This is a genomic window from Oceanipulchritudo coccoides (genome assembly GCF_010500615.1).
In the GTDB taxonomy this organism is placed as follows: Bacteria; Verrucomicrobiota; Verrucomicrobiia; order Opitutales; family Oceanipulchritudinaceae; genus Oceanipulchritudo; species Oceanipulchritudo coccoides.
Genome location: NZ_JAAGNX010000002.1, coordinates 436,978 through 462,222, shown reverse-complemented (window position 1 = coordinate 462,222; position 25,245 = coordinate 436,978). Strand labels below are relative to the sequence as shown.

At 55.0% G+C, this 25,245-nt stretch carries 22 protein-coding genes; 13 read left to right on the top strand and 9 right to left on the bottom strand.

Going from position 1 to position 25,245, the window contains the following annotated elements; all coding sequences use genetic code 11:
• Positions 1-94: 94 nt before the first annotated feature.
• A complete protein-coding gene (locus G0Q06_RS07545) occupies positions 95-1,237 on the top strand; it encodes a mechanosensitive ion channel family protein (RefSeq protein WP_163964062.1) in 1,143 nt (380 codons plus the stop codon).
• 33 nt (positions 1,238-1,270) lie between these two features.
• Here G0Q06_RS07545 and G0Q06_RS07540 read toward each other — a convergent pair whose 3' ends face one another.
• From G0Q06_RS07540 to G0Q06_RS07530, 3 genes are read right to left on the bottom strand one after another with little or no spacing between them, the layout of a single operon-like run.
• On the bottom strand, positions 1,271-1,666 hold the full coding sequence (locus G0Q06_RS07540) for a hypothetical protein (RefSeq protein WP_163964060.1): 396 nt from the start codon (positions 1,664-1,666) through the stop codon (positions 1,271-1,273).
• A gap of 12 nt (positions 1,667-1,678) precedes the next feature.
• Complete coding sequence (pssA, locus tag G0Q06_RS07535; protein ID WP_338045116.1) at positions 1,679-2,581, bottom strand: CDP-diacylglycerol--serine O-phosphatidyltransferase; 903 nt, start codon at positions 2,579-2,581, stop codon at positions 1,679-1,681.
• Complete coding sequence (locus tag G0Q06_RS07530; protein WP_163964058.1) at positions 2,578-2,985, bottom strand: type II toxin-antitoxin system RelE family toxin; 408 nt, start codon at positions 2,983-2,985, stop codon at positions 2,578-2,580. The genes pssA and G0Q06_RS07530 overlap by 4 nt, the downstream gene beginning before the upstream one ends.
• Before the next feature lie 135 nt (positions 2,986-3,120).
• Between G0Q06_RS07530 and dnaN the strand changes: the two genes are divergently transcribed.
• The 3 genes from dnaN to G0Q06_RS07515 are packed head-to-tail and all read left to right on the top strand — an operon-like array spanning position 3,121 to position 5,747.
• On the top strand, positions 3,121-4,251 hold the full coding sequence (dnaN, locus tag G0Q06_RS07525) for a DNA polymerase III subunit beta (protein WP_163964056.1): 1,131 nt from the start codon (positions 3,121-3,123) through the stop codon (positions 4,249-4,251).
• 14 nt (positions 4,252-4,265) lie between these two features.
• Complete coding sequence (locus G0Q06_RS07520; protein WP_163964055.1) at positions 4,266-5,171, top strand: hypothetical protein; 906 nt, start codon at positions 4,266-4,268, stop codon at positions 5,169-5,171.
• 57 nt (positions 5,172-5,228) lie between these two features.
• Positions 5,229-5,747, top strand: coding sequence for a nuclear transport factor 2 family protein (locus G0Q06_RS07515; RefSeq protein ID WP_163964053.1), 519 nt, complete (start codon positions 5,229-5,231; stop codon positions 5,745-5,747).
• Here the strand turns inward: G0Q06_RS07515 and G0Q06_RS07510 are convergent.
• Positions 5,744-6,346 (bottom strand): methyltransferase domain-containing protein, encoded by a 603-nt coding sequence (locus tag G0Q06_RS07510; RefSeq protein ID WP_163964051.1) that lies wholly within the window; start codon positions 6,344-6,346, stop codon positions 5,744-5,746. The two genes, G0Q06_RS07515 and G0Q06_RS07510, sit on opposite strands and share 4 nt — an antisense overlap.
• An 87-nt stretch (positions 6,347-6,433) precedes the next feature.
• Here G0Q06_RS07510 and G0Q06_RS07505 point away from each other — a divergent pair, with 87 nt between their 5' ends.
• Positions 6,434-6,904: an NUDIX domain-containing protein gene (locus G0Q06_RS07505; RefSeq protein ID WP_163964049.1), complete on the top strand. Its 471-nt coding sequence runs from the start codon at positions 6,434-6,436 to the stop codon at positions 6,902-6,904.
• Here G0Q06_RS07505 and G0Q06_RS07500 read toward each other — a convergent pair.
• Both G0Q06_RS07500 and G0Q06_RS07495 read right to left on the bottom strand, forming a co-directional pair.
• Complete coding sequence (locus G0Q06_RS07500) at positions 6,901-7,707, bottom strand: DUF3108 domain-containing protein (RefSeq protein WP_163964047.1); 807 nt, start codon at positions 7,705-7,707, stop codon at positions 6,901-6,903. The genes G0Q06_RS07505 and G0Q06_RS07500 overlap by 4 nt on opposite strands.
• A 15-nt stretch (positions 7,708-7,722) precedes the next feature.
• The gene (locus G0Q06_RS07495) at positions 7,723-10,260 is read right to left on the bottom strand and encodes a glycogen/starch/alpha-glucan phosphorylase (protein ID WP_163964045.1); all 2,538 of its coding nucleotides are present in this window, start codon (positions 10,258-10,260) and stop codon (positions 7,723-7,725) included.
• 139 nt (positions 10,261-10,399) lie between these two features.
• Between G0Q06_RS07495 and G0Q06_RS07490 the strand changes: the two genes are divergently transcribed.
• From G0Q06_RS07490 to G0Q06_RS07480, 3 genes are read left to right on the top strand one after another with little or no spacing between them, the layout of a single operon-like run.
• A complete protein-coding gene (locus G0Q06_RS07490; protein WP_163964043.1) occupies positions 10,400-11,989 on the top strand; it encodes an ATP-dependent DNA ligase in 1,590 nt (529 codons plus the stop codon).
• Positions 11,990-12,035: 46 nt separating this feature from the next.
• Positions 12,036-12,794 (top strand): inositol monophosphatase family protein, encoded by a 759-nt coding sequence (locus G0Q06_RS07485; RefSeq protein ID WP_163964041.1) that lies wholly within the window; start codon positions 12,036-12,038, stop codon positions 12,792-12,794.
• Between the two features lie 5 nt (positions 12,795-12,799).
• Entirely contained in the window at positions 12,800-14,809 is a 2,010-nt protein-coding gene (locus G0Q06_RS07480) for a thioredoxin domain-containing protein (RefSeq protein WP_163964039.1), read from the top strand.
• Between the two features lie 4 nt (positions 14,810-14,813).
• Here G0Q06_RS07480 and G0Q06_RS07475 read toward each other — a convergent pair whose 3' ends face one another.
• Positions 14,814-15,677: an endonuclease/exonuclease/phosphatase family protein gene (locus tag G0Q06_RS07475; protein ID WP_163964038.1), complete on the bottom strand. Its 864-nt coding sequence runs from the start codon at positions 15,675-15,677 to the stop codon at positions 14,814-14,816.
• A 31-nt stretch (positions 15,678-15,708) separates the two neighbouring features.
• A complete protein-coding gene (locus tag G0Q06_RS07470; RefSeq protein ID WP_163964036.1) occupies positions 15,709-16,950 on the bottom strand; it encodes a M48 family metallopeptidase in 1,242 nt (413 codons plus the stop codon).
• Positions 16,951-17,039: 89 nt separating this feature from the next.
• On the opposite strand from G0Q06_RS07470, the gene xseB reads away from it, so the two are divergent.
• The 5 genes from xseB (at position 17,040) to G0Q06_RS07445 (ending at position 24,397) form a co-directional block, all read left to right on the top strand.
• Positions 17,040-17,279 (top strand): exodeoxyribonuclease VII small subunit, encoded by a 240-nt coding sequence (gene xseB / locus G0Q06_RS07465; protein ID WP_163964034.1) that lies wholly within the window; start codon positions 17,040-17,042, stop codon positions 17,277-17,279.
• 9 nt (positions 17,280-17,288) lie between these two features.
• Complete coding sequence (gene dxs / locus G0Q06_RS07460) at positions 17,289-19,214, top strand: 1-deoxy-D-xylulose-5-phosphate synthase (RefSeq protein ID WP_163964032.1); 1,926 nt, start codon at positions 17,289-17,291, stop codon at positions 19,212-19,214.
• Between the two features lie 32 nt (positions 19,215-19,246).
• Positions 19,247-21,184 (top strand): fibronectin type III domain-containing protein, encoded by a 1,938-nt coding sequence (locus G0Q06_RS07455; protein ID WP_163964030.1) that lies wholly within the window; start codon positions 19,247-19,249, stop codon positions 21,182-21,184.
• A gap of 72 nt (positions 21,185-21,256) precedes the next feature.
• Positions 21,257-22,228 carry a 3'-5' exoribonuclease YhaM family protein gene (locus tag G0Q06_RS07450; RefSeq protein ID WP_163964028.1) on the top strand — a complete coding sequence of 324 codons (972 nt, stop codon included), beginning with the start codon at positions 21,257-21,259 and terminating at the stop codon, positions 22,226-22,228.
• 372 nt (positions 22,229-22,600) lie between these two features.
• The gene (locus tag G0Q06_RS07445; protein WP_163964026.1) at positions 22,601-24,397 is read left to right on the top strand and encodes a sodium:solute symporter family protein; all 1,797 of its coding nucleotides are present in this window, start codon (positions 22,601-22,603) and stop codon (positions 24,395-24,397) included.
• A 45-nt stretch (positions 24,398-24,442) separates the two neighbouring features.
• Here G0Q06_RS07445 and kdsA read toward each other — a convergent pair whose 3' ends face one another.
• Complete coding sequence (kdsA, locus tag G0Q06_RS07440; protein ID WP_163964024.1) at positions 24,443-25,243, bottom strand: 3-deoxy-8-phosphooctulonate synthase; 801 nt, start codon at positions 25,241-25,243, stop codon at positions 24,443-24,445.
• Positions 25,244-25,245: the final 2 nt, after the last annotated feature.

The window sequence follows — 25,245 nt, the reverse complement described above, 5'->3', positions numbered from 1 at the left end:
GAAAAGCGGCTTGGATACTGACTGGAGAAGAGATCGGGGCTTTTCCGTTGCCATGGCGAACGGGACCATAAAACTCGCCTTCAAACAAAAAAAGATGAATACAGAAATATGGGAATCATTGGTGTCGGTGAAGACGGGGCCCTTCACTCTCGGCGAGCTGGGTCTCAGCTTTGGAATTATTCTGGCCACGCTCTTTCTCCGAAAAGTGCTGGCGCGTGTGCTCTTTGCCAATTTGAAACGGCTGGCCGGAAAGACACGCTGGGAACATGACGACCGGTTTCTGGACGCCCTGGAGTCGCCAACCTCGACCTTCATCCTGGTGCTGGGGGTTTTCCTCGCGACCATCGTCCTTCCCTTTTCGACAGAATGGGAAGACCTCGTTCGCACGATTTTTCGGGGGCTTTCCATTCTCATCGTTTTCTGGGGGCTGTTCCGCATCACCGATGTGCTCGTCGATATCATGGCAGACCTCTCCTCAAAGACAGGCAGTGACAGCTTCCGGGGCTTTGGCGACCTGGTAAAAAAATCCTTGCGGGTCTTCATCATCATTGTCGGTGCGGTGATGGTAATCGACAACCTCGGTTACAATATCGGCGGCATCCTGGCCACGCTCGGGATTGGTGGAGCCGCCTTTGCCTTTGCGGCCAAAGACACGATCGCCAATATCTACGGTTCCATTGCGCTCGCCCTTGACCGGCCTTTCCAAGTGGGCGACTGGATTCAAGTGGGCGACCGCGTGGACGGTGATGTGGAGGAAATCGGCCTGCGCTCGACGAAAGTCCGTACCTGGCCGAAGACCGTTATTTCCATTCCCAACGCTGTCCTGGCCAATGAAATGATCGATAACTGGAGCCGCATGCCCAAGCGACGGGTTAAGCAGGTCGTCGGGGTCACGTATGAGACTTCTCCCGAAACCATGGAGAAAATTGTCCAGGCGATCCGCACCATGCTGGCCAATGATCCTGACGTGAATCAGGAATTCACACTCGTCAACTGGACAGATTTCGGAAGCAGCTCACTGGATATCCTGGTCTACTATTTCACCACTACGACCAAGTGGTTGGAGTACATGGATGTCCGCCAACGGATTAATGTGAAAATGGCCAACATTGTGCGCGAGCATGGTTCCAGCGTGGCCTTCCCGACCCGGACGCTATATCTCGAGGGCGAAATTGCCCAGCAGATGGCCGGTGGAGTCCGTTTGCCGGATGACCGGGGTCCACAGCAACCGCATTAATCACCGCCACTCCTTCCGCGGATGACGGGTTGATCACGGACGATGACGTGGGCCACGGGGGAGCGTTTCCTCCCTTGGTGGCTCAAATTTCGGCCCCGGTTGCACGGAATCGGCATAACGATCGTTGAGGAAGCCCTTGGTCCACCAGAGGAGGATTGAAAGCACAACGGATCCGAGGATCAAAATCAGGCAAAGAAGCCGCTTGAAGGAGGGTTCCAGCTTGAGACCCTTTTCAAACTTGGCGCTCCATCCGATTGCAATGACCGGAAGGATAAAGATAAGCGGCCACCAAAGCCCGATTGCCTTGAGCGGGCTCCGCAGGATGCCAGCAAGGGAAAAGCCCAATAGGGCCATCGCGAAAACAATGGAAAATACCAGACTGTTTCCTTTCAGCCCCTTCCAAAGTGCCCTGAGGGAAAGAAACGGCATGACGGGACGCTGTTAAGGGGTGGATTTTACGCGCTCGGGTCTGCCTCGGCGAAAGTGCCGGATGAGGCCAAAGAAAATATAGCCGAGAAAGAGGATAGCCACGCCAAGAAAGTGAAAGAGGAAAATCCCCGTAAAGACCAGTAGGAGAAGGATGAAACCACGGAAATCAATTCGGCTGTGGGTTCCAAGGGTTTTCAGGCTCGGGTAATGGATGTTGGAGACCATCAGGACCGCGATGAGGATCATCAGGATCGGGAGAAAAAGAGCGCCCGCAGGCAAGTCAAAGCGGTTCAGGACAAGAACAATGGATGAGACCATGCCCGCTGCGGCGGGAACCGGCAAACCGAGAAAATCATCCTTGGGAAAGGCTTCGGCCTGAGGAAGAAGCGGGGTCGTGATGACATTGTAGCGAGCCAGGCGCACAGCCGCACAAAGAAGGTAAAAGAAACCCACCAGGCCGCCAATTGTCCGAACCAAAGGAAAATCAGCAGTCGGGGTAAGAAGGACAAAAAAGACCAGCAAGGCTGGGGCAACGCCGAAAGACACGACATCTGCCAGCGAGTCGAACTCCTTCCCAAAGAGTGACTCCTTCTGGGTCATGCGAGCCATCCGGCCGTCCAGCATGTCAAAAACAACAGCCGCAAGAATAAACCAAACGGCCTGCTCATACAATTGGCTTGGCGTCCGGGCGATAGTCTCGATGAAATCCGCGTTGAGGCCCTCGGTGGTCGAGGCAAACTTGGCCTGGATACAGCGGATGATGGCGACAAACCCGCAGAAAAGATTACCGGCGGTCATCAGGTTCGGGAGGAGGTAGATCTTGCTCGCTTCTCCCGAGTCAGAGTAGAGGGGAATGTAGTCAGCCTTTTTGGAAGACTCTACGGGATCAGGCTGTTCCTCTACGGGCGCATTCACGAAGGATCGTTCTTTTTCAACGTTTCGAGATATTTCCAGAAAGACTTGTGCTGTTCGACCATGGTCTCGGTCGTGACCGGAAGTTTGTTGCGGTAAATAAAGTCGGTCAGGGAGTTCTTGTGCAGAATGTAATGGGCGTAAAGGGTGTCGCCCTTGATCTCAAAATAGCAGCGGAAATCGCCGGCACGGACCCGGTAATAGGTAATGCCTTCACGGTGGAAGCGTCCGATGGCTTCGTCCGGCTCGCTCAACTGGGCAGGAGTGACGTTGGAAATCTTGTCAACGAGGTCCAACTGGTTCTCGACCGGGAGTTTGTTCAACTCGCGCATCGAGTGGTCACTGAAGGTCACTTGATAGAGGCCGCGGGCTCGGCGGGAAAGGGTCTGGGCATTTTCGGATTCCATTAATTTAACCCGAATTAAACGACTCCAAGGGCCTTTGGCAAGATCGGCCCTCTGAAAAGCACCATATGGGCCGAATTCGGGCGTGATTTTGCATTGCCACCATTTGCCGGAGTCCTCAATGATCTGCCGTATCCAATGAAATTTAAAATCAATCGCGACCACTTTACGAGCGGACTTCAGCAAGTTCTCAATGTTGTAGGCACCCGGGCAACCATGCCAATTCTTGGGAATGTGCTTATTGAAGCCTCTGAAGACCTGATTTCCCTTACCACGACTAACCTGGATCTGGGCATCCGCTGCAAAATCAAGGCCAACGTCTCCGAGCCGGGGTCGCTCACCCTGCCCGTTCGCAAGCTGGCCAGCATCATCCGGGAAATGCCTTCCCTGGAGGTTGAACTGGAAACCTATTCCAATAATCAGGCCAAAATCACCAGCGGCTCATCGCTCTTCCGTGTCATGGGTATCGGCGGTGATGAGTTCCCTCCCCTTCCAAGCTTTGCCGATCAACACAGCTACCTGCTGCGCCAGGATGACCTCCAGCGGATGCTCAAAAGCGTCTCCTATGCGCAATCGGCCGATGAGACCCGCTACATCATGAATGGCGTGTTTTTTAACTTTGAGGACCAGCAGCTGACGCTGGCCGCCACCGATGGACGCCGGTTGGCCGTCATTTCCAAGGAAGTGGAAGTTTCCGAGGAAAATGCCGGACATCTGATCCTGCCGGCGAAGACCGTTCAGGAAGTTGAGCGCCTTCTCGGTAAGGGGGACAATGTCCGCATTGCCTTCAACGAACGGCAGGTCGCCTTCGAAATTTCCTCCGATGAGGATGCGGAAGATTCCGGGCTGGTCGACTCCATCTACCTTGTGTCGAAAGTGGTAGAGGGAAATTACCCGAATTACCGGCAGGTAATCCCCAAGGGCAACGACCGCCACATCAAGTTGAATCGCGAAAACTTCGCCAACTGTGTGCGCCGGGCCGCCCTTGTGACCAGTGAGAAAAACCACTCGGTGAAGGTGCACGTCCAAGACAATGTGCTTGAGGTGACAGGCCAAAGCCCTGAGTTCGGCGAATCCAATGTTTCCCTCAATGTGGAATACGACGGGCCGGAAATCACGGTCGCCTTCAACCCGCAGTTTGTCCTCGACCCGCTCCGCGCGCTGAGCCGTGACGAAGTCATTTTTGAGTTCAAGGACGAGCTCAGCCCAGGCGTGATTCGTACGCCGGACAGCTTCCTCTGCGTCATCATGCCTTTGCGCCTTAACTAGGCGCCCGCCAGCACATGACCGCCGTTTCCAATGGAAACGCCCTCCTGATCCAGGTCCTGATCCTTCTCCTGGGCGCTCTGAGCTTGGTGTTCTCATGGTGGGCCGCCCGTGCCGCCTCACCCGTGATCGCTATTTTCGGTCGATGGATCCGCTGGTTTTTCATCGCCTCATTTGCTGCCGGCCTCCTTCAGGTTACCGGCTGGACCGGATACGGTTTCGGGACGCTACTGATAGTGGCCTTGCTCCTGTTCTTTGTTCTCGAAACAGGCTATAACTGGCTCGCCATATCCGCACTCAGCAAAAGCGAGTTACCCCTCTTCCCTAAATTCGAAATCAATGAGCGCGGGGACGAATGGCCAAGCAATCCCGCCTTCATCAAGCTGAAAGGATGGCTTCGCCAATCAGGGTTTCAAAAACGACAGGCCCTTCTTTCCATGCTCGGGGAAACACTTCTGATGCGGGTCTCCGTCTATGAGAATGAGGAGCAGACCCTGCGCCTGCACATCCTCTTCCTCCCGAACGCACGCGGGAATACCGCCTCCTGCTTCACCTTTTACTCCACGACCCAGTCCGGGGAAGCGATTGTCACCGATAATATTTTTCTCCCCTTTGGCGGCTTTTATCCAGAATCATGGGAGGTCGAACGCCAACCATGGATCCGCTCGATTGACCGGCTCCTCCAACGCCACCGGGCCAGGATCGACGCGAAGGGAGAGGCACTGATGCCTTTCCTTACCGAGCCTATCGAGCAGATTAACGCTGACCAGCGCACCGTCGAGCAACTCAACCGCGAGCTTGGATTTCTCCATACGCCAGCCGAGGAAGCGGAACAAGGGCGGCTCACCACTGCTGGCCGCGCCCGTATCTGGCAGGAGGTATGGACCCTCGCCTACCTTGGCCTGTCGCTCAAGTATTCCTGAACCGGGAATTCCACGGAAAAACTGGCCCATTCCAGTTCTTTTGCTATGCTATCTGGCATGGACTCGCCGCCTTATCAAAAACTACTCGCCGAGACGGAAGCCGCCGCGCAGGCCGCTCCCGCGCCGGGCTCACCTGCCGAAGCGGAAGCGCTTGGCCGCTTCCAGACCTTCTTTGAAAATATGACCCCGGAGCAGGTTGCGAATACAGTGGCACAGGTTTACGCACCACAAGCATGGCTCTACGATACCCTCGTCCTTCATCACGGGATTGATGAGATCAAGCCCTACTTTATCAAGACCGCCGAACGCGCTGCCGGTGTCCGGGTGGAGGTTCTTGATATCCTCCGCAGCGGGCATGACTTCTATTTAAAGTGGTCCATGGATATCGATTGGTCGGCCTTTAAGAAAGGAAAGACAACCCGCTCCTTCGGCATGTCCCACTTGCGCTTTAACGACTCCGGACAAGTCATCATGCATTATGATTTCTGGGACAGTACCAACGGCTTTTTCGAGCACCTGCCTATAATTGGTGCCGTCATCAAGTGGATTAAGCAAAAGGTCGCGACAGGCTCTTAATCACTCAGCCTGTAAAGCCGCAGTTCCTCACGGCCTGCCCGCGATTCATAGGCTTGCTTCGGGACACCTGCCTTGAGGAGCGAGAAGCGGGGCTCGAACAATGACTCGATCGTCGCTTCGTCAATGCCGAAGGGCGGACCGGCGTCATCGTGCGGATTACGGTAGAACAATGCCAGGAAGTGCCCCCCGGGCCGGAGCAGCTTAGGAATCGCCGCAGCGTATGCCGGCCAGAACTTCGGTTCCATGGCACACAGGCAGGTATGCTCAACAACCCAATCAAATTGACGGTGCAGCTCAGGCGCAGGATTGAGAATGTCGCCCAGCATGTACCGTGCGCCCGGACACGGATTCCTCGCCTGGGCCACTTCAATGGCTGACGGGGCGATGTCCAAGCCGGTTACACGTGCGCCCAGCTCGGCAAAAAAACGAACATCGTGCCCTGAGCCGGCTCCGGGAATGAGGATCTCCCCTGTCGGGGCGCCTTCGTTCTGGACAAATTCCGCAAATGGCGGTGCCGGGCGCCCGTGATCCCAAGGGGTGTGCCCGGATTGCCAGCGGCCTTCCCAGAATGCATCTGATTCGCCGGGTGCTGATTCCATTTCCATACCGGATGAAGTCTTGTCCGGTCACTTGATTGGATCAAGTCTTGTCAGCCGAATTTAATTGATCCATGAATCTTGAGCTTCATGCCCAACCATCGACATATCCGCAGTGCAGCAAGGGCCGTCGTCATTTGCGACGGGTCCCTGCTGGCGACCAAAATGCGCGATAGCCGGGGGGTTTACTACATTCTCCCCGGAGGTGGCCAACAGCACGGAGAGACCCTTGAGGAAGCGGTAAAACGGGAGTGTCTTGAAGAAGTGGGCCTGAAGGTGAAGGTCGTCCGGATGCTTTACGTGCGCGAGTATATCGGCAAGAACCATGATTTTTCCAAACGGCACAAGGCCTTCCATCAGCTTGAGCATGTCTTCCTCTGCGAAGTGGAAGATCCTTCCAAGGCTTGTCCGGGACATGAAACCGACAATTACCAGGTCGGCGTGAGTTGGCTTTCAATCGAGGCCCTGCAGAACATTCGCTTCTATCCGGAAGCCATCAAGGAGTACTTCCGCTCGGGCAAACCCGAGTTTCCGGACACGTATCTGGGCGATTGCAACTAGGGGTTGGAAACGGCTTTTTTAACCTCTGTCAGCTCCGCCCAGAAGCTGCCGACCGCTACCTGGCTTTCCATTCGCAGAGGCAGCTTTTCTTCATCCGCACTGAAATAGAAACGGATCCGGCCACCCTCTGATCGTTTAAAGACACCGCCCACATCCTTGATATCGGGCTCCAGTAAAAAGGCCTCACGTTTCCCGAGTGCAAACTTCCGTTTCACTTTCTTCACCACATGGACAACCGTGTAGAAAAATTCCTTCCCGTTACTTGTCGGAACAAGAATGTCGTCGCCAACTTTGAAATCCAGACAGCGGACAAAATAAACAATGCCCAACGGATCGAAAGTACCGGGCTCGATCTTGATTTCGTCGCGCTCGCTCCCGTTCAGGTTGTTCCGGTACCGGGCCGTCAATTCCACCGGCTTGAAGGTTGCCACTGTATCCCGGTTGCGTGTGCTTTCCTTTTGCACAGCGCTGAATTCAAAGGCATGGGTGACTTCGGGGGAGATCCAGCTGGTGCTGAGATTGCGCACTTTGTAGAACGCATCGGCAAATAAATTGGTCTCCGTCTCGAGTGTGACTTTCAGGGCCGGTTGCTCCTCGTAGAAACCCGGGTTCACGGAAAGGGTTGAATCCGCAACGCGAAAGAACCCCCACCCGAGCTTGTAGGTCAACTCCTCGCCGGCACTGAAAACGGGCGCATTCTTGATCGTAAGTGGATCGATTGTCCCAGACTTTTCCGCGCCCATACAACCACAGGCGAGTCCACAGCCCAAGGCTGCAAGAATCACTGAACGAATTCGACCCATAGTTGAGTAAGACGCTTAAACCGGGTCACCGTTCATCGATACTTTCACCGGGGTGAGTTTCCAGATCTCTTCCGCGTATTGGTGAATAGTGCGATCACTGGAAAACTTGCCCACTCGCGCGGTGTTGAGAATTGCCATGCGCGTCCAGTTATCCTGATCACGGTAAGCCTTGTCCACCCGCTCCTGAGCCTCGACATAAGCCGCAAAGTCCTCGAGGACCAGATAGGGATCCCCACCGTCTAGAAGGGAATCCTTGATGGGCACAAGTGCGTCGGGATGGTCAGGCGTAAAGAAATTCGAGCCGATCCAATCGACAATCGCGCGCAAGTTCTCGTCATTAAAGTAACGGTCGTAAGGATTATATCCGCCATTCCACAACGCCTGCACCTCATCCACATTAAGGCCGAAGATAAAAATATTATCATCACCGACTTCCTCGAGGATTTCAACGTTGGCTCCGTCGAGGGTTCCAATGGTCAAGGCCCCGTTAAGGGCGAACTTCATATTACCGGTTCCACTGGCTTCCTTACCCGCGGTCGAAATCTGCTCGGAAACATCAGCCGCCGGGATCAGGCTCTCGGCCAAAGTCACGCGGTAGTTTGGCATGAATACCACCTTGAGCTTACCGCCAATCCGCTCGTCGTTGTTGATCTTCGCTGCCACCGCGTTAATCGCCCGGATGATGGTTTTTGCCATCGCATATCCGGGTGCCGCCTTGGCGCCGAAGATGAAGACCCGCGGATGCATGTCAAAGTTCGGGTCCTGCAACAGCTTCCGGTAGAGGTGGAGGATATGCAACAGGTTCAGATGCTGCCGCTTGTATTCATGCAGTCGCTTGATCTGCACGTCAAAGATCGCATCGGGGGAAATTTCAATCCCGCATTCGGACCAGACAAGCTTTGCCAAGGCAACCTTGTTGGCATGCTTGATCGCACGGAACTTTTCGCGGAACTTCGCCTTCTTCGCATGCGGTTCAAGGGCGCGGAGTTTGTCGAGATCGGAGGCCCAGCCATCACCGATTGTTTCCGTGATCAGTGCTCCCAGATCCGGATTGCTGGCCAACAACCAGCGCCGCGGTGTGATCCCGTTGGTCTTGTTCTGGATCTTGCCGGGATAGAGGGCATTAAACTCCGGAAACAAATCCTTTTTCAGGAGTTCCGTATGCATCGCTGCCACTCCATTCACGTATCCACTTCCCACTACACTCAGGTAGGCCATTCGGAGCATTTGCGGATTGCCTTCCTCAACAAGCGAGAGCTTCTCCTTCATCCCATCGTCACCGGGCCACTTGGCCTCAACTTCGTCCTCGAGAAAGCGACGGTTGATTTCAAAGATGATCTGCAGGTGCCTTGGCAGGACCTTTTCAAAAAGCGGGACGCTCCACCGTTCAAGCGCTTCCGGGAGAAGTGTGTGGTTTGTGTAGTTGCAAACCTCGCGGGTAATGTCCCATGCGCGATCCCATTCGAGCCCTTCCTCGTCGACGAGGATGCGCATCAGTTCAGCGACCGTAATCGCGGGGTGCGTATCATTGAGCTGGATGGTCGCCTTCTCCGGGAAGCTGTCCCAGTCACTGTTCAATTTTCTCCAGCGTCGGATGATATCCTGGATCGAGCAGGAAACAAAGAAGTACTGCTGGACCAATCGCAACTCCTTGCCCGATTCCGAATTATCATTCGGGTAGAGCACCTTGGAAATGGTTTCTGCTTCCGCCTTGTCCTGGACAGCCTCAATGTAGCCACCCTCGTTGAAGACATCAAAATCGAAATCCTGCGAGGAACGCGCTTCCCACAAACGGAGGAAATTAACTGTTCCGACATTGTAGCCACTGATTGGAATATCATACGGCAGGCCATTCACTTCGACCGTGTCCGACCACACCGGGGCCGGGTTTCCAAGGCTGTCAAATCGCATTTCCACTCGGCCATACAAACGAACTGTCTTTGTATACTCAGGCCGGACAATTTCCCATGGACAACCAAACTTTCGCCACGAATCGGGGCGCTCCACCTGCTCGTTGTTCTCAAATTTCTGACGGAACATACCGAATTCATAGTAGATCCCGTAGCCGACCGCCGGATACTCCAGCGTGGCCAATGAATCAAGGAAGCAGGCAGCCAGGCGGCCAAGGCCTCCGTTGCCCAATCCCATGTCCTCCTCAAGTTCCTCCAGTTCCTCAAGGGAGAGGTCGAGCTCGGCAAGGGCCTGCTTCGTGATATCGTAAAGTCCCGCGTTCCAGACGTTGTTGCGCATCATCCGGCCCATCAGATATTCCAGGCTGAGATAATAGACGCGCCTCACGTTTTGATCATTGTGCTCACCCATGGTGCGGATGAAGCGCTCAAGGATCCGGTCGTGGACGGCGTGACAGGTGGAAATCCACCAATCCCGCTGTGTGGCAGTCCCGGTATCCCGGGCCAAAGTGAACTTCAGGTGATTGAGAATGGAGGACTTGATGCCTTCCACTGTCATGTGCGTGTTGAAGTTGAAGGATGGCTTGGGCGTACCAGTCTTGGCCTTGGACGCTTTTTTCTGGGCTGGTTTCTTGGTTGGCATGATGAAATTCTTTGAGTTTGAGTTAAAAATTTCCCGCGAGACTAGAGGGACTGGCCTGCATGGGAAGCGTAAATAAAGTCCTTTTCTGGATGCATGAGTTTGAAAGCAGGTCTTATTCCGATATTATGAAGAGGCGTCAATGAGACGATTTACAAAACTGTTCAGGGACTTGGATGAGTCAAACCGCACCGGCGACAAGGTGGCGGCCCTGCGGGCGTACTTTCATGAGGCCCCGGCTGAGGATGCCGCCTGGGTCCTCTGGTTCCTCTGGGGCAACCGGTTAAACCTGAAAATTCCCTCCCGCCGCCTGCGTCAATGGGCTGCAGACCTTTCGGGTTATCCGGATTGGCTCGTTGAGGCCTGCTACGAGCGGGTCGGTGATCTGGCAGAAACGGGTGCCCTCCTCCTGCCGCTCAAGCCCACGGAGGCCGCAAACCTTCCCCTTCACAAGGTCATTGAAACCCACCTTTTGCCGCTCAGACACTGGGATGACCGGTTTCAATTCCAACTCCTGCGCGAATTCTGGCTATCGCTGGACAGGGATAAGGTCCTGGTTCTCAACAAGATGCTGACCGGTGGATTTCGCATTGGCGTCTCGCGGCTTCTGGTTGTACGCGCCCTTTCGGAAGCATTGGGCATCGAGCGCGCAACCCTCACTCACCGATTGATGGGCGATTGGGAACCCGATGCCGACTTTTTTCATTCACTGACCGACCCTGAGGCCAATGCGGAGGCCCTTATTACCTGTCCCTATCCTTTTTACCTGGCCTCCCCGATCAGTCAGGAACCCTCGGAACTTGGAAAAATCGATGACTGGATTGTCGAATGGAAATGGGATGGCATCCGGGCGCAGTTGATATGCCGGGAGGGCACCTGCCACATCTGGTCACGCGGGGAAGAACGTGTCACCGATTCCTTCCCCGAGTTGGTGGAGGCGGCAAAAGGGTTTCCAGACGGAACCGTTCTGGACGGGGAAATCCTTTGCTGGGAAGGCGACTCCCCTTTGGGATTTCATGTCCTGCAAACGCGGCTCAACCGAAAGAAGCCTGACGCACAAATCATGGAAACAGCCCCCGTCGTTTTCATGGCCTATGATTGCCTCGAGCAGAATGGAAAGGATATCCGGGACCAGCCCCTCGCCAATAGAAAAGCCTTCCTGGAGGACCTCATGAGAGGTCTGGAGAGCCCTTTAATCCGGCTCTCACCTGTAATTCAAGTGACTGACTGGCAATTACTTGAGGAGAAATGGTCACAATCCAGGCAGCTCAAAGTGGAAGGCTTGATGCTGAAACACCGTGACAGCGCCTACAAGGTCGGGCGCGTTCGCGGGGAATGGTGGAAATGGAAGGTGGATCCCTACACCGCCGACCTGGTCATGGTTTATGCACAGGCCGGGCACGGCCGGCGCGCTTCGCTGTACACGGATTACACACTGGCAGCCTCTGACGGCGAAAAGCTGGTCCCTGTGGCCAAAGCCTACTCGGGCCTGACCGATGAGGAGATCCGCAAAGTCGATAACTGGATCAAGCGCAACACCCTGGCCCGGCGTGGCCCCGTGAGAACAGTCCCCCCGGAGCAGGTCTTTGAAATTGGCTTTGAAGGACTGCGCCCCTCAAGCCGGCACAAATCGGGCCTTGCCATGCGCTTTCCGCGCATCCTCCGTTGGCGCAGGGACAAACCCGTCTCGGAAATCGACACCGTGGATTCCCTGCGCAAATTGATCGAATAACGGAGTGCCGTTGACTTGCTGGCATAGCTGAGTCAACTCATGGCCTATGGATTGGAGTCATTTGTTGGAGGCTGCGGAAAAGGCAGCGCGAGAGGCTGGCGAAATTTTGAAGGAGGGCGCAGCCCACTTGCGGGAAGTTGAATTTCAGGACAAGCGGGACGTAAAACTCCGGGCGGACATGGAGTCCGAGGAGCTTATCCGGAAATGTCTTGGCGAAGCGGCGGAATTCCCCATCTACGGGGAGGAAAAGGGCGGAGATGCCAGTCTGCGGGAGCGGGATGAGCCCTACTGGATTGTGGATCCGCTTGACGGGACATACAATTACCTACGAGGCAGCGCTCTTTGTGCGGTCAGCATTGGGCTCATGCGCGGGGAGACCCCTATCCTCGGCGTCATCTACGATTTTAATTCCGACCGCCTCTACAGCGGGGTTGTCGGGGATTGTTTTCGCATCAACGGCAAGGATACCCGGCCAAATTGGGAAACCCGTCTGGAGCAGGCAGCTCTGGCCACCGGATTTCCCGCCGGAATGGACCGCTCCTCTGCCCGCATGGAAGCATTTTTGGAACGGATTGCTCCTTTCAAGAAGGTGCGCATGGTCGGGTCCGCCGCCCTCGCCCTGGCTTACGTGGCCGGCGGTATCTACGACGTATACTTTGAGGAATCCATCCGCTTGTGGGACGTTGCGGCCGGTCTGGCACTTGTCCAGGCAGCCGGAGGCACCATCCGCATGAAGCCAAGCCGCTCGGGCAAGCCGATGGCCTACGATGTCTGGGCAGGGAAGGAAGCGTTTTTCGCACAATAAAGCCGATGCCCAACAGACTTGCACAGGAAGACAGCCTCTACTTGCGCCAGCACGCCGAAAACCCGGTTGACTGGTATCCGTGGGGAGATGAGGCATTCAAAAAGGCGCGGGATGAAGACAAGCCGGTCCTCGTCTCAATCGGCTATTCAGCCTGCCACTGGTGCCATGTGATGGCCCATGAGTCCTTCGAGGACGCTTCCATCGCCAAGCTGATGAATACCCACTTCATCTGCATAAAGGTCGACCGTGAAGAACGCCCGGATATCGACCAGATCTACATGGATGCGGTGCAAATGCTTAACGGTCACGGGGGTTGGCCGCTCAACGCATTCTGCCTGCCCGATGGACGGCCCTTCGCCGGCGGGACCTATTTCCCGCCCGATGAGCGCCGCGGCCACAATATCGTCCCCTGGCCACAGCTGCTGATGCGCGTAGCCGACTTTTACGACCGTCAACGCAAAGACCTTGTCCAGAATGCTGAGGCCATCATCGGGAATCTGGAAGCAAGCAACAGCCCGCACCAGGCGACTGGAGACCCCGTCGGACCAGATGAATTCCTGCAGGCAGTCGGTCGCCTCCTCGACAATCACGATGCGGAATTTGGCGGCTTTGGAACGGCGCCCAAATTTCCACCGGCGATGACCCTCGAATTCCTGCTCGCCATGCGGGCCAGCGCGACCATCGAGCTGGGCAATCCGGAGATTGCCGGGGGAGTTGATCAGGCGATCAACCGGACCCTCACCGGAATGGCCCACGGAGGGCTCTTTGACCAGATTGGGGGTGGCTTTGCACGTTACAGCGTGGATCAACACTGGCTCATCCCGCATTTTGAGAAAATGCTCTATGACAATGCCCTGCTTCTGGATATTTATTCCAAGGCATGGCAGCGTTACCCAAAACCGCTCTACAAGAAAGTGGTTGAGGAAACAGTCGGCTGGCTTGAACGGGAAATGCGGTCACCGGAGGGTGCATATTACGCTGCGCTTGATGCCGATACCGAAGGTGAAGAGGGAAAGACTTATCTCTGGTATCCGGCCGAGGTGAAATCCATTCTCGGGGATGAGGCCGGTGCGCGTTTCTGCGAAGCGTACGGCATCACCACCGAAGGGAATTTTGAGGAAACCGGACTGAGCAACCCAGCCCTTCTGGAAGGTGATGCGGATATGCGTGACACCTTGGAAAGCGACCGCAAAAAGCTGCTTCAAGTACGAAACGCCAGGCCCCAACCGGGACGGGACAATAAGTGCCTCACGGCTTGGAATGCCCTCCTTGTCCGGGGCCTGGCTCAAGCCGCGTTCACTTTCGGACGGAAGGATTGGATGGAGGCAGCCATCCGTCTCGGGGAGTGGATCTGGTCGCACATGCGCGATGAAAATGGTCGTCTTCTTTCTGTCTCCTACAACGGCACTGCCCGCGGCAATGGCAATCTCGATGACTACGCCCACACGGCCCAGGCATATATGGTCCTGGCAGCCTACGCCGAATGGATCAGTCCGGGCGCTTCCAAAACATGGCGGGAACGGGCAGAGGAACTTGTAGGGATTGTATCACGACATTTTGGCGATCCTTCAGCAGTCGGGTATTACTTTACGAGTGATGATCACGAGTCACTCGTCCACAGGAAAAAGGACTGGTTTGACAATGCCACACCTTCTGGAAATGCGAGTATGGCGCAGGCTTTTTCCAGCTTGGAAGCGGTCACCGGCGAAGCGGCTTTTGGCGAACAAGTCGAGCGACTCAAGGTCGCCTACCCCGGCATTGTGCAAACCTCCCCTGCGGCCGCCAGCCACGCATTGTCGGCTTTTGTCCAGCGCGCTGTCGGCATTGCCGTGATCAAGGTACGTCAGGATGCGGATCTGGAAGCCCTCCATAAAGCCCTCACGGGACGGCCATGGAGGCAGGTCTTCATTTCAGTCGAGGAAGGCGATGAGCTTCCTGCCGCCTACCAACTATGCGCAGGTACCCAATGCCTCCCTCCGACCAACTCCGCCGAGGAACTCGCAGGTCATCTGTAATTTTCTATTTTTGCGGCAAAGGACGCCAACCAGCGACAGCAAGACGGTGATCCGAGCCGACTGAAGCATCCGTGGCCGAAGGAAAAAGGCCGACCGGGGTAAAGGCCTTCACCGAAGCAGGGGTTGTCCAGAATCCATCCAGCAACTCAAACTTGGCGTCCTTCTTGTAATGGTAAGTCCATTGCTGGCCTTGCACATCGGTCAACGGGACGGGCTCCCAATTCTCCCGGATTGGATCAAGAAGGGGCGATTCAAATGGAGTATTTAAATCGCCGAGGAGGAGAAGGGTTTCGTTCTTCCCTGAAATGGCGAGCCGCTGGTCCAGGATTCCCTTCAAGGCGGCCAGTTCGGCGGCGCGGAAAATCCGTGAATCCGGGTCTGCGTTGTCGGATGTGTAGCGGCTTTTCAGATGGACATGAAATATCCGTAACCGCTTTTCCATGAAAACAAAGACCACTTCCTGAATTCCCCGGCGGGTCAGGGAAGCGCAGGTTCCGGATTCCGATTTTGGATCAAGGTGGAGCACCTCATCCGGCGCGATTGAAGAGAGGATTGCCAGTCCGCTACGCGAGTCCGACAGGGCTGAGAAATGCGAAAAAGGATAATCCAGCCCGGCAATGGCCAGATCCTCCCGGAGCTCTCCCAGCATGGCCTCGGAGCCAATTTCCTGAAGGAAAAGGATGGCCGGGCGAGCTTCCAGCAGCTGTTCACGCAGGGCTGCCTTATCCGCTTCCGGTTTGGGATATTCAAACCGGTAACGGCTCTCCTCCCAGCGGTTTTGCAGGAGGTAATTCTGCACGTTCCAAGTGCCCAGACGGAGCACCGATGATTCCGCACAGAGCGAAACCAGCCCTGACAGCCACGTCATTAGGAGAAGCAGGCAAGCTCTCTTCACGACATTAGCCGAGCAGTGACTTTTCACGCTCCAGCAGGGTCGGATGGGAATAATAGAACGCGCTGTAGACAGGATGCGGGGTCAGGTTGCTGAGGTTCTTTTCGCTCAGGATCCGCAAGGCCTGCAGAATCGGGTTCGGGTCATCATCCAAGGCGCGCTTGGCAAATTCGTCCGCCTCGTATTCGTGCTTCCGTGAAAGCGCGTTCGTGAGGGGGGAAATCCAGAAGGTAACCAATCCAGCCAGAAGGGCAAAGAGCAGAATAACAGGGCCTATGGCCTCCGTGGAGGCAAACCCGAATGCCTCGATAAACCACCCGCTCCCTTGCAACCATCCAAGGGCAAGAAAACTGAAGAAAAGCGAGATAACTGAAAGCAGGAGGAGTTTAGGGATATGGCCCAGCTTGTAATGCCCGATTTCATGGGCCAGAACGGATGCCAGCTGGGTTTCCTCCATTTGCTCGATCAGCGTGTCATAAAGGACAATTCGCCGGAAGCGCCCAAAACCGGTAAAATAGGCATTTGAATGCCCGGAGCGCTTGCTCCCGTCCATGACGAGAATCGTCTTGGCCTTGAATCCAGTCCGATCCCCAAGATCCATGAGCCGTTGGCGAAGCGACCCTTCCGGTAGATCCTCAAACTTGTTGAACAAGGGCAGGATAAACATCGGATACAGGACCACCATGACAAGTTGCAGAACGACAAAGGCGGCAAATCCCCACAACCACCAATATTGGGAGAGCCCAACGAGGAAGATCAGGAAAGCAAGGGCTGGAATGCCCAAGGCCGCTCCGATGGCAAAGCCCTTGAGTTTGTCGACAATCCATAAGCCCATTGTGCTTTTGTTGAAACCAAAGCGCTCTTCCAGCCGGAATTGACGGTACCATTCAAAGGGCAGTCCGGGAATTCCAAGGATCAGGAAGACAGAAAACAGTGAAAGGGCCTGTCCCCAGATCCCCGATCCAAGAATGCCCGTGGTGTTGTTCCAGAGCCAGGGAAGCAATCCGGAAAATAAAACCACGGCCAGAATAGCCGCGTCAAAAAGGGTTTCAATAATGCCTAACTTGTTCTTGGCCAACGTATAAGAAACCGACTTCTCATAGGTCGGCGCATCGATGAAATCACGGTAGGCTTCCGGGACTTCGCCCGCTTTATCAAGGACGCTGCGACGGTTCAGCAGGTCCAGCCATACTTCGGCAAGGGTCTTGAGGACCAGGAGGGCCATAATCAGGAGCAAAAAACTGTTCATAGGACGTGCCCAAGTCTTCAGCTGGATTACCCTATTTGAGCAAGGGAAAAATCTTGCTCGATTCAGGTGTCCGGCACACCTTTACAGCGATGTCTCCAAAGAAAAAGGAAACGACTTTCGAAGAAGCCCTCAAAAACCTGGAGGCTCTTGTAACCTCCATGGAATCCGGAGATGTCCCTTTGGCCACTCTGGTTGAAAAATTTGAGGAAGGCAGTAAGCTCGTCAAAACATGCGAGGAACGACTCAAGCAGGCAGAGCTCAAAATTGAGAAATTACGCCAGGACGCCGACAAGGCTTCGCTGGAGCCGTTCGCGCCCGACGCAGACTAGCTGAATAAAATGTCCCTTCTTTCCAAAATTCACACCCCGTCCGATTTAAAAGCCCTGACGCGGGAACAACTCGACCAAGTGGCGGAGGAAATCCGCGCCCGGGTTATCGAAGTGACCTCCCATAATGGTGGCCATATCGGCCCAAACCTGGGTGTCGTCGAGCTGACCATGGCCCTTCACCGGGTCTTTGATTCCCCTTCAGACCGCTTTGTATTTGATGTCTCCCATCAGGGGTATGTCCATAAATTGCTGACAGGAAGAAACGGTGAGAAATTTGACCAAATCCGGCAGACTGACGGATTGAGTGGTTTTCTTTGCCGGAGCGAAAGCCCGCACGACTCCTTTGGAGCCGGACATGCGGGAACAGCTCTTTCGGCTGCCTTGGGAATGGCAGCTGCCCGTGACTGGAAAAAAGAGGACAACCATGTGGTTGCGGTCCTCGGAGATGCCGCATTCACCTGCGGGATCACAATGGAAGCGCTGAACAATATCGCTGAGACAACATCCCGGCTGGTCATCATCCTGAATGACAACGAATGGTCCATCGCCAAGAATGTCGGTGCCCTTGCGCGCTACTTCAACGAGATCATTACCAATCCCGTCTACAACCGAATCGACCGTGGGCTTGGCTCCTTCTTAAAGAAAGTTCCCGGCGGGGCTTCCGTTTTGGAATACGGCAAGCGCTGGAAACGCGAGACCAAGGACTTTATCGTCGGATCAAATCTCTTTGAGGCTTACGGGGTCCGCTACATCGGACCGATTGACGGCCATGATCTCGATCTCGTGACCAAGCATTTGGAATTCGCCAAGAACGAGCAGCAGCCGATCATTCTCCACCTGCTCACCAAAAAGGGCAAAGGGTATGAGCCGGCCATGGCCTCCCCGGAAAAATTCCACGGCCTCGGCCCTTTCGACAAGGAAACCGGAAAGGCGCCACCTAAAAAGAAGGACACTCCGCCAAACTATCAGGATGTCTTTGGTAAATGCCTTCTGAAATATGCCAGACAGGATTCACGGATCGTCGGGATAACGGCCGCAATGCCACCCGGAACAGGCCTCTCTTTCCTGCGGGAAGAACTCCCGGGGCAGTTTTATGATGTGGGTATCGCAGAGGAGCACGCCGTTCTCTTTGCAGCTGGCATGGCCACCGATGGATTGCGACCGGTTGTCGCCATCTATTCGACTTTCCTCCAACGCGCATATGACCCGATCATCCACGATGTATGCCTGCAGAACCTGCCTGTGACCTTCTGTATGGACCGGGCCGGCCTGTCGCCAAATGACGGCCCCACCCATCATGGCTTGTTCGATATCGCCTACCTGCGCACTGTGCCCAACACGATTGTCATGCAGCCCAGGAATGAGGACGAGCTAGCCGACATGCTGTGGACCTGCCTGCACGTTGATGGACCTACTTTCATTCGGTACCCGCGTGGAAGCGCTACGGGAATCGAGAAGAAAGCTGAGCCGGTCCTGCTGCCTGTCGGCAAGGCGGAAGTTGTGCGCGAAGGTAGCAATATCCAATTCTGGGCTCTGGGTCCATGGGTTGCTGAGGCAGAGGATATTGCCCGTGAATTGGAAGCTGAATCCGGCGCCTCAATCGGCGTTGTCAATGCCCGCTTTGCCAAACCGCTCGATACAGAGTTGCTTCTTTCCCAGGCAGGAAAAGCAGACCTGATTGTGACCTTTGAGGATCATGTCATTCAAGGTGGATTCGGAAGCGCTGTCCTCGAGTGTATCAATGATCATGAAATCCGGACGCCGGTTCTTCGTTTCGGCTATCCTGATCGCTTTGTAGATCATGGTTCCAGTACGGCAGACATCCGCTCAAGCGCGGGCTTGGACCACCAGTCTATCATCAGTTCAATCCGATCAAGAGCATCCCTGCCGGAAAGCAAACAGCAGAGAACTTCCGCGACAGTTGATCAAACTTGAACAAAATCCGTAAATTGCTGACAAACACCCCCATGAGAAACCTCCCTGGTACGTTTATACTATTTTTAGGCTCCTTATCCGCACTGCTGGGTCAAACGACTATCCTTCCCGAGGTGCTGGACCTTTCCCAAACCACAGAGAAGCCATACTCCTACAACGGCTATCTGGGTGTGGGGAGCACAAACGGGTTTGCCAGCGGCAGTGCCTCCATGGTGGAAAACGGTGTCATCGTGACAGCTGCACACGTAATTTTCGATGATGTGAATCTCGTCTGGGAACCCTCCAATGCGATCTCTTATTATCCACAGCGCCACACGCCCAACGGATCGCCCGTACTGACCGGTTCCTTCAAGCCAGAGGCGTTCTCTCGTTGGACCTCATACGCAACCCGTGTAGAAAATGACCCCAGCGGGATAGGCCTGAGCTCCCCGGATACCTTCAATATCGATTTTGCGGCAGGGTATATCAGCCCCTTTATCAAACTGGCTTCGTTGAGATCATTTCCCGAAGTACATGTGGATGCCGAGGAAACAGTAAGTATTCTCCGGGACAACCGGGAGAAAATGATCGTCGGCTACCCGGCGGATACCGATTTCATCCCTGAAAGCAATATCGGCCTCATGCACCGGACCGAACCCGGAGACTACTTTTCATTCTGGAGCGGATTGGAAAGCCGGCCTGACGACACCTGGCGGGATAGTGAAAACTTCTGGGTCGCCACATATGGATTTGAAAATGTGAACACCCACTCAGGGAACAGCGGTGGCCCAATTTATGTCAGGGATGATGAAAATGCCTGGGTTGTTGCCGGTGTTGTCGTCGGGAGCGTGGGCAGCACGGGGGTCCTTATACGGGGCATCGATGAAAACGCCTGGCAGTGGATTGAAGAATCGATTGTCGCCCGTGGAACCAGCGATCTTCGAAGAGTCACCAATCTCACCGCTGAGCAAACATCCAGCACGACGATTCTCCTTCAGTGGGAGGATAATTCTGAAGGAGAAACGGGATATAAAATCTACCGGCTGGATGGCGGATTTTGGGAGGCAATCGCAACCGTACCGGCTGACCGCGAAGCCTACGGCGACGTGAATATTATTCCCGGACAAGTCTACCGCTACAAGGTGCAGACAATCGGGACCGGTTCCGCCCTGACGCCTAAAAGCAAGCCTGTCACCGTTGTAACCACAGGTCGCAGTACGGTGGCCGCCACTCACTTTGACCAACCTTGGCTTGGATTTGTTACCGAGGGTGACAGCAACTGGTTTGTCGATGATGGAAACCGGTTAAGGGCAGGTAAGGTTCGCTCCCTTGGACAATCCTCACTCCGTCTGGACATTATTGGCCCCGGTACCCTTGATTTCTCATGGAGTGTTTCGAGTGAGGTCAACCAGGAGTACAACACGCCAGGGCCTACTTTCGGTGAAATATATGACGCCGTCTATCTGCATCTAAACGGGAATCCGGTTATGGAGGGTCAAACTCCTGTTTTCCTGTCTGGATTCATCGGTCCAACAGCTCGACAGATGGTGCTTCCCGCAGGAGCCCATACTATCGAATGGATCTATGAGAAAGACCCCTACTCTACCGAGGGAGAGGATACCGCTTTCCTTGATTCTTTGCTTTGGACGCCGGACCCGGCCAACCCCTATCCGGTTCAGGGTGGCTTTGCCATGGAAGATCCCGGGTGGCATAGTTCAACCTGGTTCGGTCCCTATGTGGCAACCGGCACCCCGTGGGTGAGTCACTCAGAACTGGGCTGGCTCTATTTGAGGCCTGGCAACGGGGAAGACCTCTACTTCCACAGTATTCTGCCAGAGTTGGGCGACCTCTACACTAATTCGGCAGTCTTCCCCTATGTCTATCATATCAACCGGGGGGTCTGGCTCTTCTACTTTGAGTCATCCGGGGACTTCGGGGAACGGTTGTGGTTCTATGATCAAGAGCTCAGTATCCCGGTCCGGGTGAATTAGTATAGCCAACTACCTCTATTCAGGTGGCGAAAACCGTTGCCCTGTTCCGCCCTTGGCGTTCCCATCGGCACTATGAATACCGTAGCCGAACTGAAAGAACTCCCGAAGGACCAGAAGGTCCCTTATGAGGCGGTCGTGGTCCTTCGCAAATCCTCGATCCGGAAAGCCCGGAATGATTCCGAGTTTCTCATGGTTGAATTCGGGGACAAGTCAGGCGTTTTTCACTACATTTGCTTTGGTAACTCATCGCATTACCAGCTCTTCCTGAATGCTGTTGAGGGGACAATTTACCGCGTTCAGGGATCAACCGATTACTACCAAAACCGGTTTTCCCCAAGCATTACCCATATCGAGAAGGTCCACGAATCAGAGGTTCAGCGGTACCTCGACCGTCTGGTTGAGTGCGCCCCGATACCGGTCAAGGAACTATGGACGGAATTGCAGGGCTTCATCGCGAAAATCAACCACGCTCCCCTGAAGGAGACGGTCAACTCCGCCCTGTCCGAGTTGGAAAAGGAATTCAAAACCATCCCCGGTGCCATTTCCATGCACCATGCCTACCGCTCCGGCCTTATGGAGCACACGGTCCGCATGTGCCGGGCCTGCGTCAGCCTCCTACCGCTTTACGATGAAGTTGACCCCGATCTGGCCCTCGCGGGTGTCATCCTGCACGATCTGGGTAAAGCCCTTGAATACACTGGCGATCTTGCCACCACCAAGAGCCGGCTGGGACACCTTCACGGCCACGTCGTTCTCGGCTACCGTCAGACCCGCCGTGCCGCCATCAAGGCCGGTCTCAGCGAGGATCTGCTCGACCGCCTTGAACACATTATCCTCTCCCACCAGGGCGAGCTTGAATGGGGGGCCGCCGTGAAAGCCGCCACCCCTGAAGCGGTCTTTGTTTCAATGGTCGATAATCTCGATGCCAAAATGGGAATGGTCCAATACGCGCTTCGCTCAACTCCCGAAAATCAGGACTTTTCCGATTATGTCGCCGGCCTGGGCGCCCCGCTTCTCGTGCGCAAACCACAGTATCCAGCCTGATTTCCCCAGAGATTCGGGGAATTTCCCTTTTCCCTCAGCAAGCACCCGATGCGGGGGTTAATAATTATTATCCAAGTCTGTTTTACGGGGATTCAATCCCTGTTGCCCCGGTACAGGGAACCGACATCGTCATCAATCTCGATCGCTCCGGCTCCGGAAGTGTTGGATTTCTTTGCTCGTTGGCGGTGTCCGGGCCGCCTCCCGCCGGAAAAAAACGCTTCTAAAAGGTTATCGCTTCAGTCAATCCCTGAGGATCAGACACCGTTTACCAATAGCTCGGCCAACCCTTTTAGCTTGCACCCCCACTCCACATTGGGCAAAGCTCTGGTTAATAATTATTAACCATAACACTTTACCCCCCACACCCCGCATATGTTTGGTACTAATCTAGAATCCTGGGACTTACTGGTCATTGTCTTTTATTTTGGCTTTCAGCTCAGCCTGGGAGTGATCTTCCGGGCCTTCAGCAAGGACGCGAGCGACTATTTTCGCGCGGGGGGAAGCATGCTCTGGTGGTTGGTCGGGGCGAGTGCCTTCATGACGCAGTTCAGTGCATGGACCTTCACGGGAGCGGCCGGAAAAGCCTATACCGATGGTATTCTGGTGGCGGCAATTTTCTTTGGGAACGCACTGGGATACTTCTGCAATTACCTGTTCACCAGTTACAAATTCCGCCGGATGCGCAACATCACGGCAATCGAAGGCGTCCGCGACCGTTACGGCCGGACAAACGAGCAGGTCTTCACGTGGCTACAGGTTCCCATGAGCGTGGTTTACGCGGGCATCTGGCTGAATGGTCTGGCGATTATCGCGGCTGGATTCTTCAACATTCCACCGAACCTGACAATCTGGATTGTCGGCTTTGTCGTGGTGTTCATGTCGGTCATTGGAGGTTCTTGGGCCATTGTTGCTTCGGACTTCATGCAGACTGTACTCTTGATGAGCATCACGGTAGTCGCCTGTGTTTTAGCCCTTGGTCATCCAGAAGTGGGCGGAATTACCGGATTTGTGGAAAAACTTCCGGCGAGCCATTTCAAATTCTGGGAAGCTGAGGATGCGACTTTTGTGTACATATGGATATTCGCGGCTTTTGTGATCCAGTCATTCAAGCTGAACAACATGTTCGACGCGTACCGTTATCTTTGCGTAAAGGATGACAAGCAGGCGCGCAAAGCGGCCTTGATGGCCTCGGCACTGATGTTCATTGGTCCCTTCATCTGGTTCATTCCACCGATGGCCGCACGGATCATCCAGCCTGACTTGACCTCGGTCTTCCCCAATCTAGGCGACAAGGCCTATGAGGGAGCGTTTGTCTTCATCGGTCTGGAGCTGATGCCGGTGGGCATGCTCGGGCTCCTGCTCTGCGCGCTGTTTGCGGCGACAATATCCTCAATGGACTCCGGCTTGAACCGGAATGCGGGCATCATTATCAAGAACTTCTACCAGCCCATCCTGCGCAAGGCGGCCTCGGCCAAGGAGCTTCTGGTTGCTGGAAAAATTGCCTCGGCGCTGTTTGGGTTTATGATCATCCTGTCCGCGCTGGCCATCCGTTCCATCAAGGATTTCAACCTGTTTGAAATCATGATCCTGTTTGGATCCTTGATCGCGATCCCGTACGCGATGCCATTGGTCTGGGGCATCTTTTTCAAGGGTGCCCCGCGGTGGGCCGCCTGGAGCAGCCTTGTCGTGGGATTTACGTTCTCGGCCTTTGTGAAATTGGCCCTTGATCCAGCATGGTTTGGCTACACCGACCTGACAAACCGTGAAGTCTCTGACTTTCTGTTTATCACAAGTGGACTTGGAAATATCATCATCTGCTCAATCTGGTTTTTCTGCACCATCTGGATAGCGAAGCGCATGAAGGCGAAGGTACATCCGGCAGTGGAGGATCTCTTTGACCGCATGAACCGCCCCGTCGACCACAGTGGGGAAGGTGGTGTCGACTCCGACCAGATGCAGGCCCGGATACTTGGAAAACTCTGCTTCACATACGGCGGCTTCATCACCGTTCTCGGCATGGTCATCCCTAATCCACTTGGCGGAAGGTTTGCCTTCATGTTCTGCGGGTTGCTGATTGTGGCTGTTGGAGGCCTTCTTTACCGTGCCTCGAAGATTCACCGGAAACGGGATGAGGCCAATGAGGCATCAAAAGAGACTCCGACGATCTGACAGGACGGGTGAGAGGGCTCTACCCGGAAGGTCACCCGCTGTTGGCTAAAGACCGCGGAGGGTCTTCCAGATGGCTATGACGGGCTCGACGACAGCAGCCAGTTGGTTGAGCGGTATCTGATTCGGGCCATCGGAAATCGCTTGATCCGGATCCGGATGCGTCTCGACAAACAAGCCGTCCGCTCCAGCGGCAACAGCGGCGCGTGAGAGCGGTGGGACAAATTCCCGCTTGCCGGAGGTTGTGCCGTCACCGGCTCCCGGCATTTGCACACTGTGCGTGGCATCAAAGATGACTGGATGGCCGTAGGTTTTGAGAATGTCGAAATTGCGCATATCGACGACAAGGTTCTGGTAGCCAAAAGTCGTCCCGCGTTCGGTGAGCCAGATTTCACGGGCATCCGATCCCTCCAGTTTGTTCACGACATAGCGCATTTCCTGAGGGCTCAGGAATTGTCCCTTCTTCACGTTGACGATGGCTCCGGTGCGGGCTGCCGCGACGAGCAAGTCCGTCTGGCGGCACAGAAAGGCGGGGATCTGGAGGATATCCACAATCTTCCCGGCCTCGGTAGCCTGGGCTTCCGTGTGAACATCCGTCAGGATCGGAAGGGCGAACTCCTCCTGGATCATCTTCAATATCTCAAGGCCCTTTTCGAGACCGGGGCCGCGCGGGGAATCGAGGGATGTCCGGTTGGCCTTGTCGAATGATCCCTTGAAAACCACTTCAATCTCCTCGTGGGCAGACCATATCTCGCGGAGAAGGGATGCCACGGTACGGCAAAGTTCATGGGATTCGAGGGCACAGGGCCCGGCGATCAGGAGGAACTTATCTGGGTTTCTCTGGAACATGC

Excerpts from the sequence above, each read along its gene's own strand:
- G0Q06_RS07545 (WP_163964062.1), top strand. The coding sequence starts at position 95 with ATGAATACAGAAATATGGGAATCATTGGTGTCGGTGAAGACGGGGCCC.
- G0Q06_RS07540 (WP_163964060.1), bottom strand. The coding sequence starts at position 1,666 with ATGCCGTTTCTTTCCCTCAGGGCACTTTGGAAGGGGCTGAAAGGAAAC.
- G0Q06_RS07530 (WP_163964058.1), bottom strand. The coding sequence starts at position 2,985 with ATGGAATCCGAAAATGCCCAGACCCTTTCCCGCCGAGCCCGCGGCCTC.
- dnaN (WP_163964056.1), top strand. The coding sequence starts at position 3,121 with ATGAAATTTAAAATCAATCGCGACCACTTTACGAGCGGACTTCAGCAA.
- G0Q06_RS07520 (WP_163964055.1), top strand. The coding sequence starts at position 4,266 with ATGACCGCCGTTTCCAATGGAAACGCCCTCCTGATCCAGGTCCTGATC.
- G0Q06_RS07515 (WP_163964053.1), top strand. The coding sequence starts at position 5,229 with ATGGACTCGCCGCCTTATCAAAAACTACTCGCCGAGACGGAAGCCGCC.
- G0Q06_RS07510 (WP_163964051.1), bottom strand. The coding sequence starts at position 6,346 with ATGGAATCAGCACCCGGCGAATCAGATGCATTCTGGGAAGGCCGCTGG.
- G0Q06_RS07505 (WP_163964049.1), top strand. The coding sequence starts at position 6,434 with ATGCCCAACCATCGACATATCCGCAGTGCAGCAAGGGCCGTCGTCATT.
- G0Q06_RS07500 (WP_163964047.1), bottom strand. The coding sequence starts at position 7,707 with ATGGGTCGAATTCGTTCAGTGATTCTTGCAGCCTTGGGCTGTGGACTC.
- G0Q06_RS07495 (WP_163964045.1), bottom strand. The coding sequence starts at position 10,260 with ATGCCAACCAAGAAACCAGCCCAGAAAAAAGCGTCCAAGGCCAAGACT.
- G0Q06_RS07490 (WP_163964043.1), top strand. The coding sequence starts at position 10,400 with ATGAGACGATTTACAAAACTGTTCAGGGACTTGGATGAGTCAAACCGC.
- G0Q06_RS07485 (WP_163964041.1), top strand. The coding sequence starts at position 12,036 with ATGGATTGGAGTCATTTGTTGGAGGCTGCGGAAAAGGCAGCGCGAGAG.
- G0Q06_RS07480 (WP_163964039.1), top strand. The coding sequence starts at position 12,800 with ATGCCCAACAGACTTGCACAGGAAGACAGCCTCTACTTGCGCCAGCAC.
- G0Q06_RS07475 (WP_163964038.1), bottom strand. The coding sequence starts at position 15,677 with ATGACGTGGCTGTCAGGGCTGGTTTCGCTCTGTGCGGAATCATCGGTG.
- G0Q06_RS07470 (WP_163964036.1), bottom strand. The coding sequence starts at position 16,950 with ATGAACAGTTTTTTGCTCCTGATTATGGCCCTCCTGGTCCTCAAGACC.
- xseB (WP_163964034.1), top strand. The coding sequence starts at position 17,040 with ATGTCTCCAAAGAAAAAGGAAACGACTTTCGAAGAAGCCCTCAAAAAC.
- dxs (WP_163964032.1), top strand. The coding sequence starts at position 17,289 with ATGTCCCTTCTTTCCAAAATTCACACCCCGTCCGATTTAAAAGCCCTG.
- G0Q06_RS07455 (WP_163964030.1), top strand. The coding sequence starts at position 19,247 with ATGAGAAACCTCCCTGGTACGTTTATACTATTTTTAGGCTCCTTATCC.
- G0Q06_RS07450 (WP_163964028.1), top strand. The coding sequence starts at position 21,257 with ATGAATACCGTAGCCGAACTGAAAGAACTCCCGAAGGACCAGAAGGTC.
- G0Q06_RS07445 (WP_163964026.1), top strand. The coding sequence starts at position 22,601 with ATGTTTGGTACTAATCTAGAATCCTGGGACTTACTGGTCATTGTCTTT.
- kdsA (WP_163964024.1), bottom strand. The coding sequence starts at position 25,243 with ATGTTCCAGAGAAACCCAGATAAGTTCCTCCTGATCGCCGGGCCCTGT.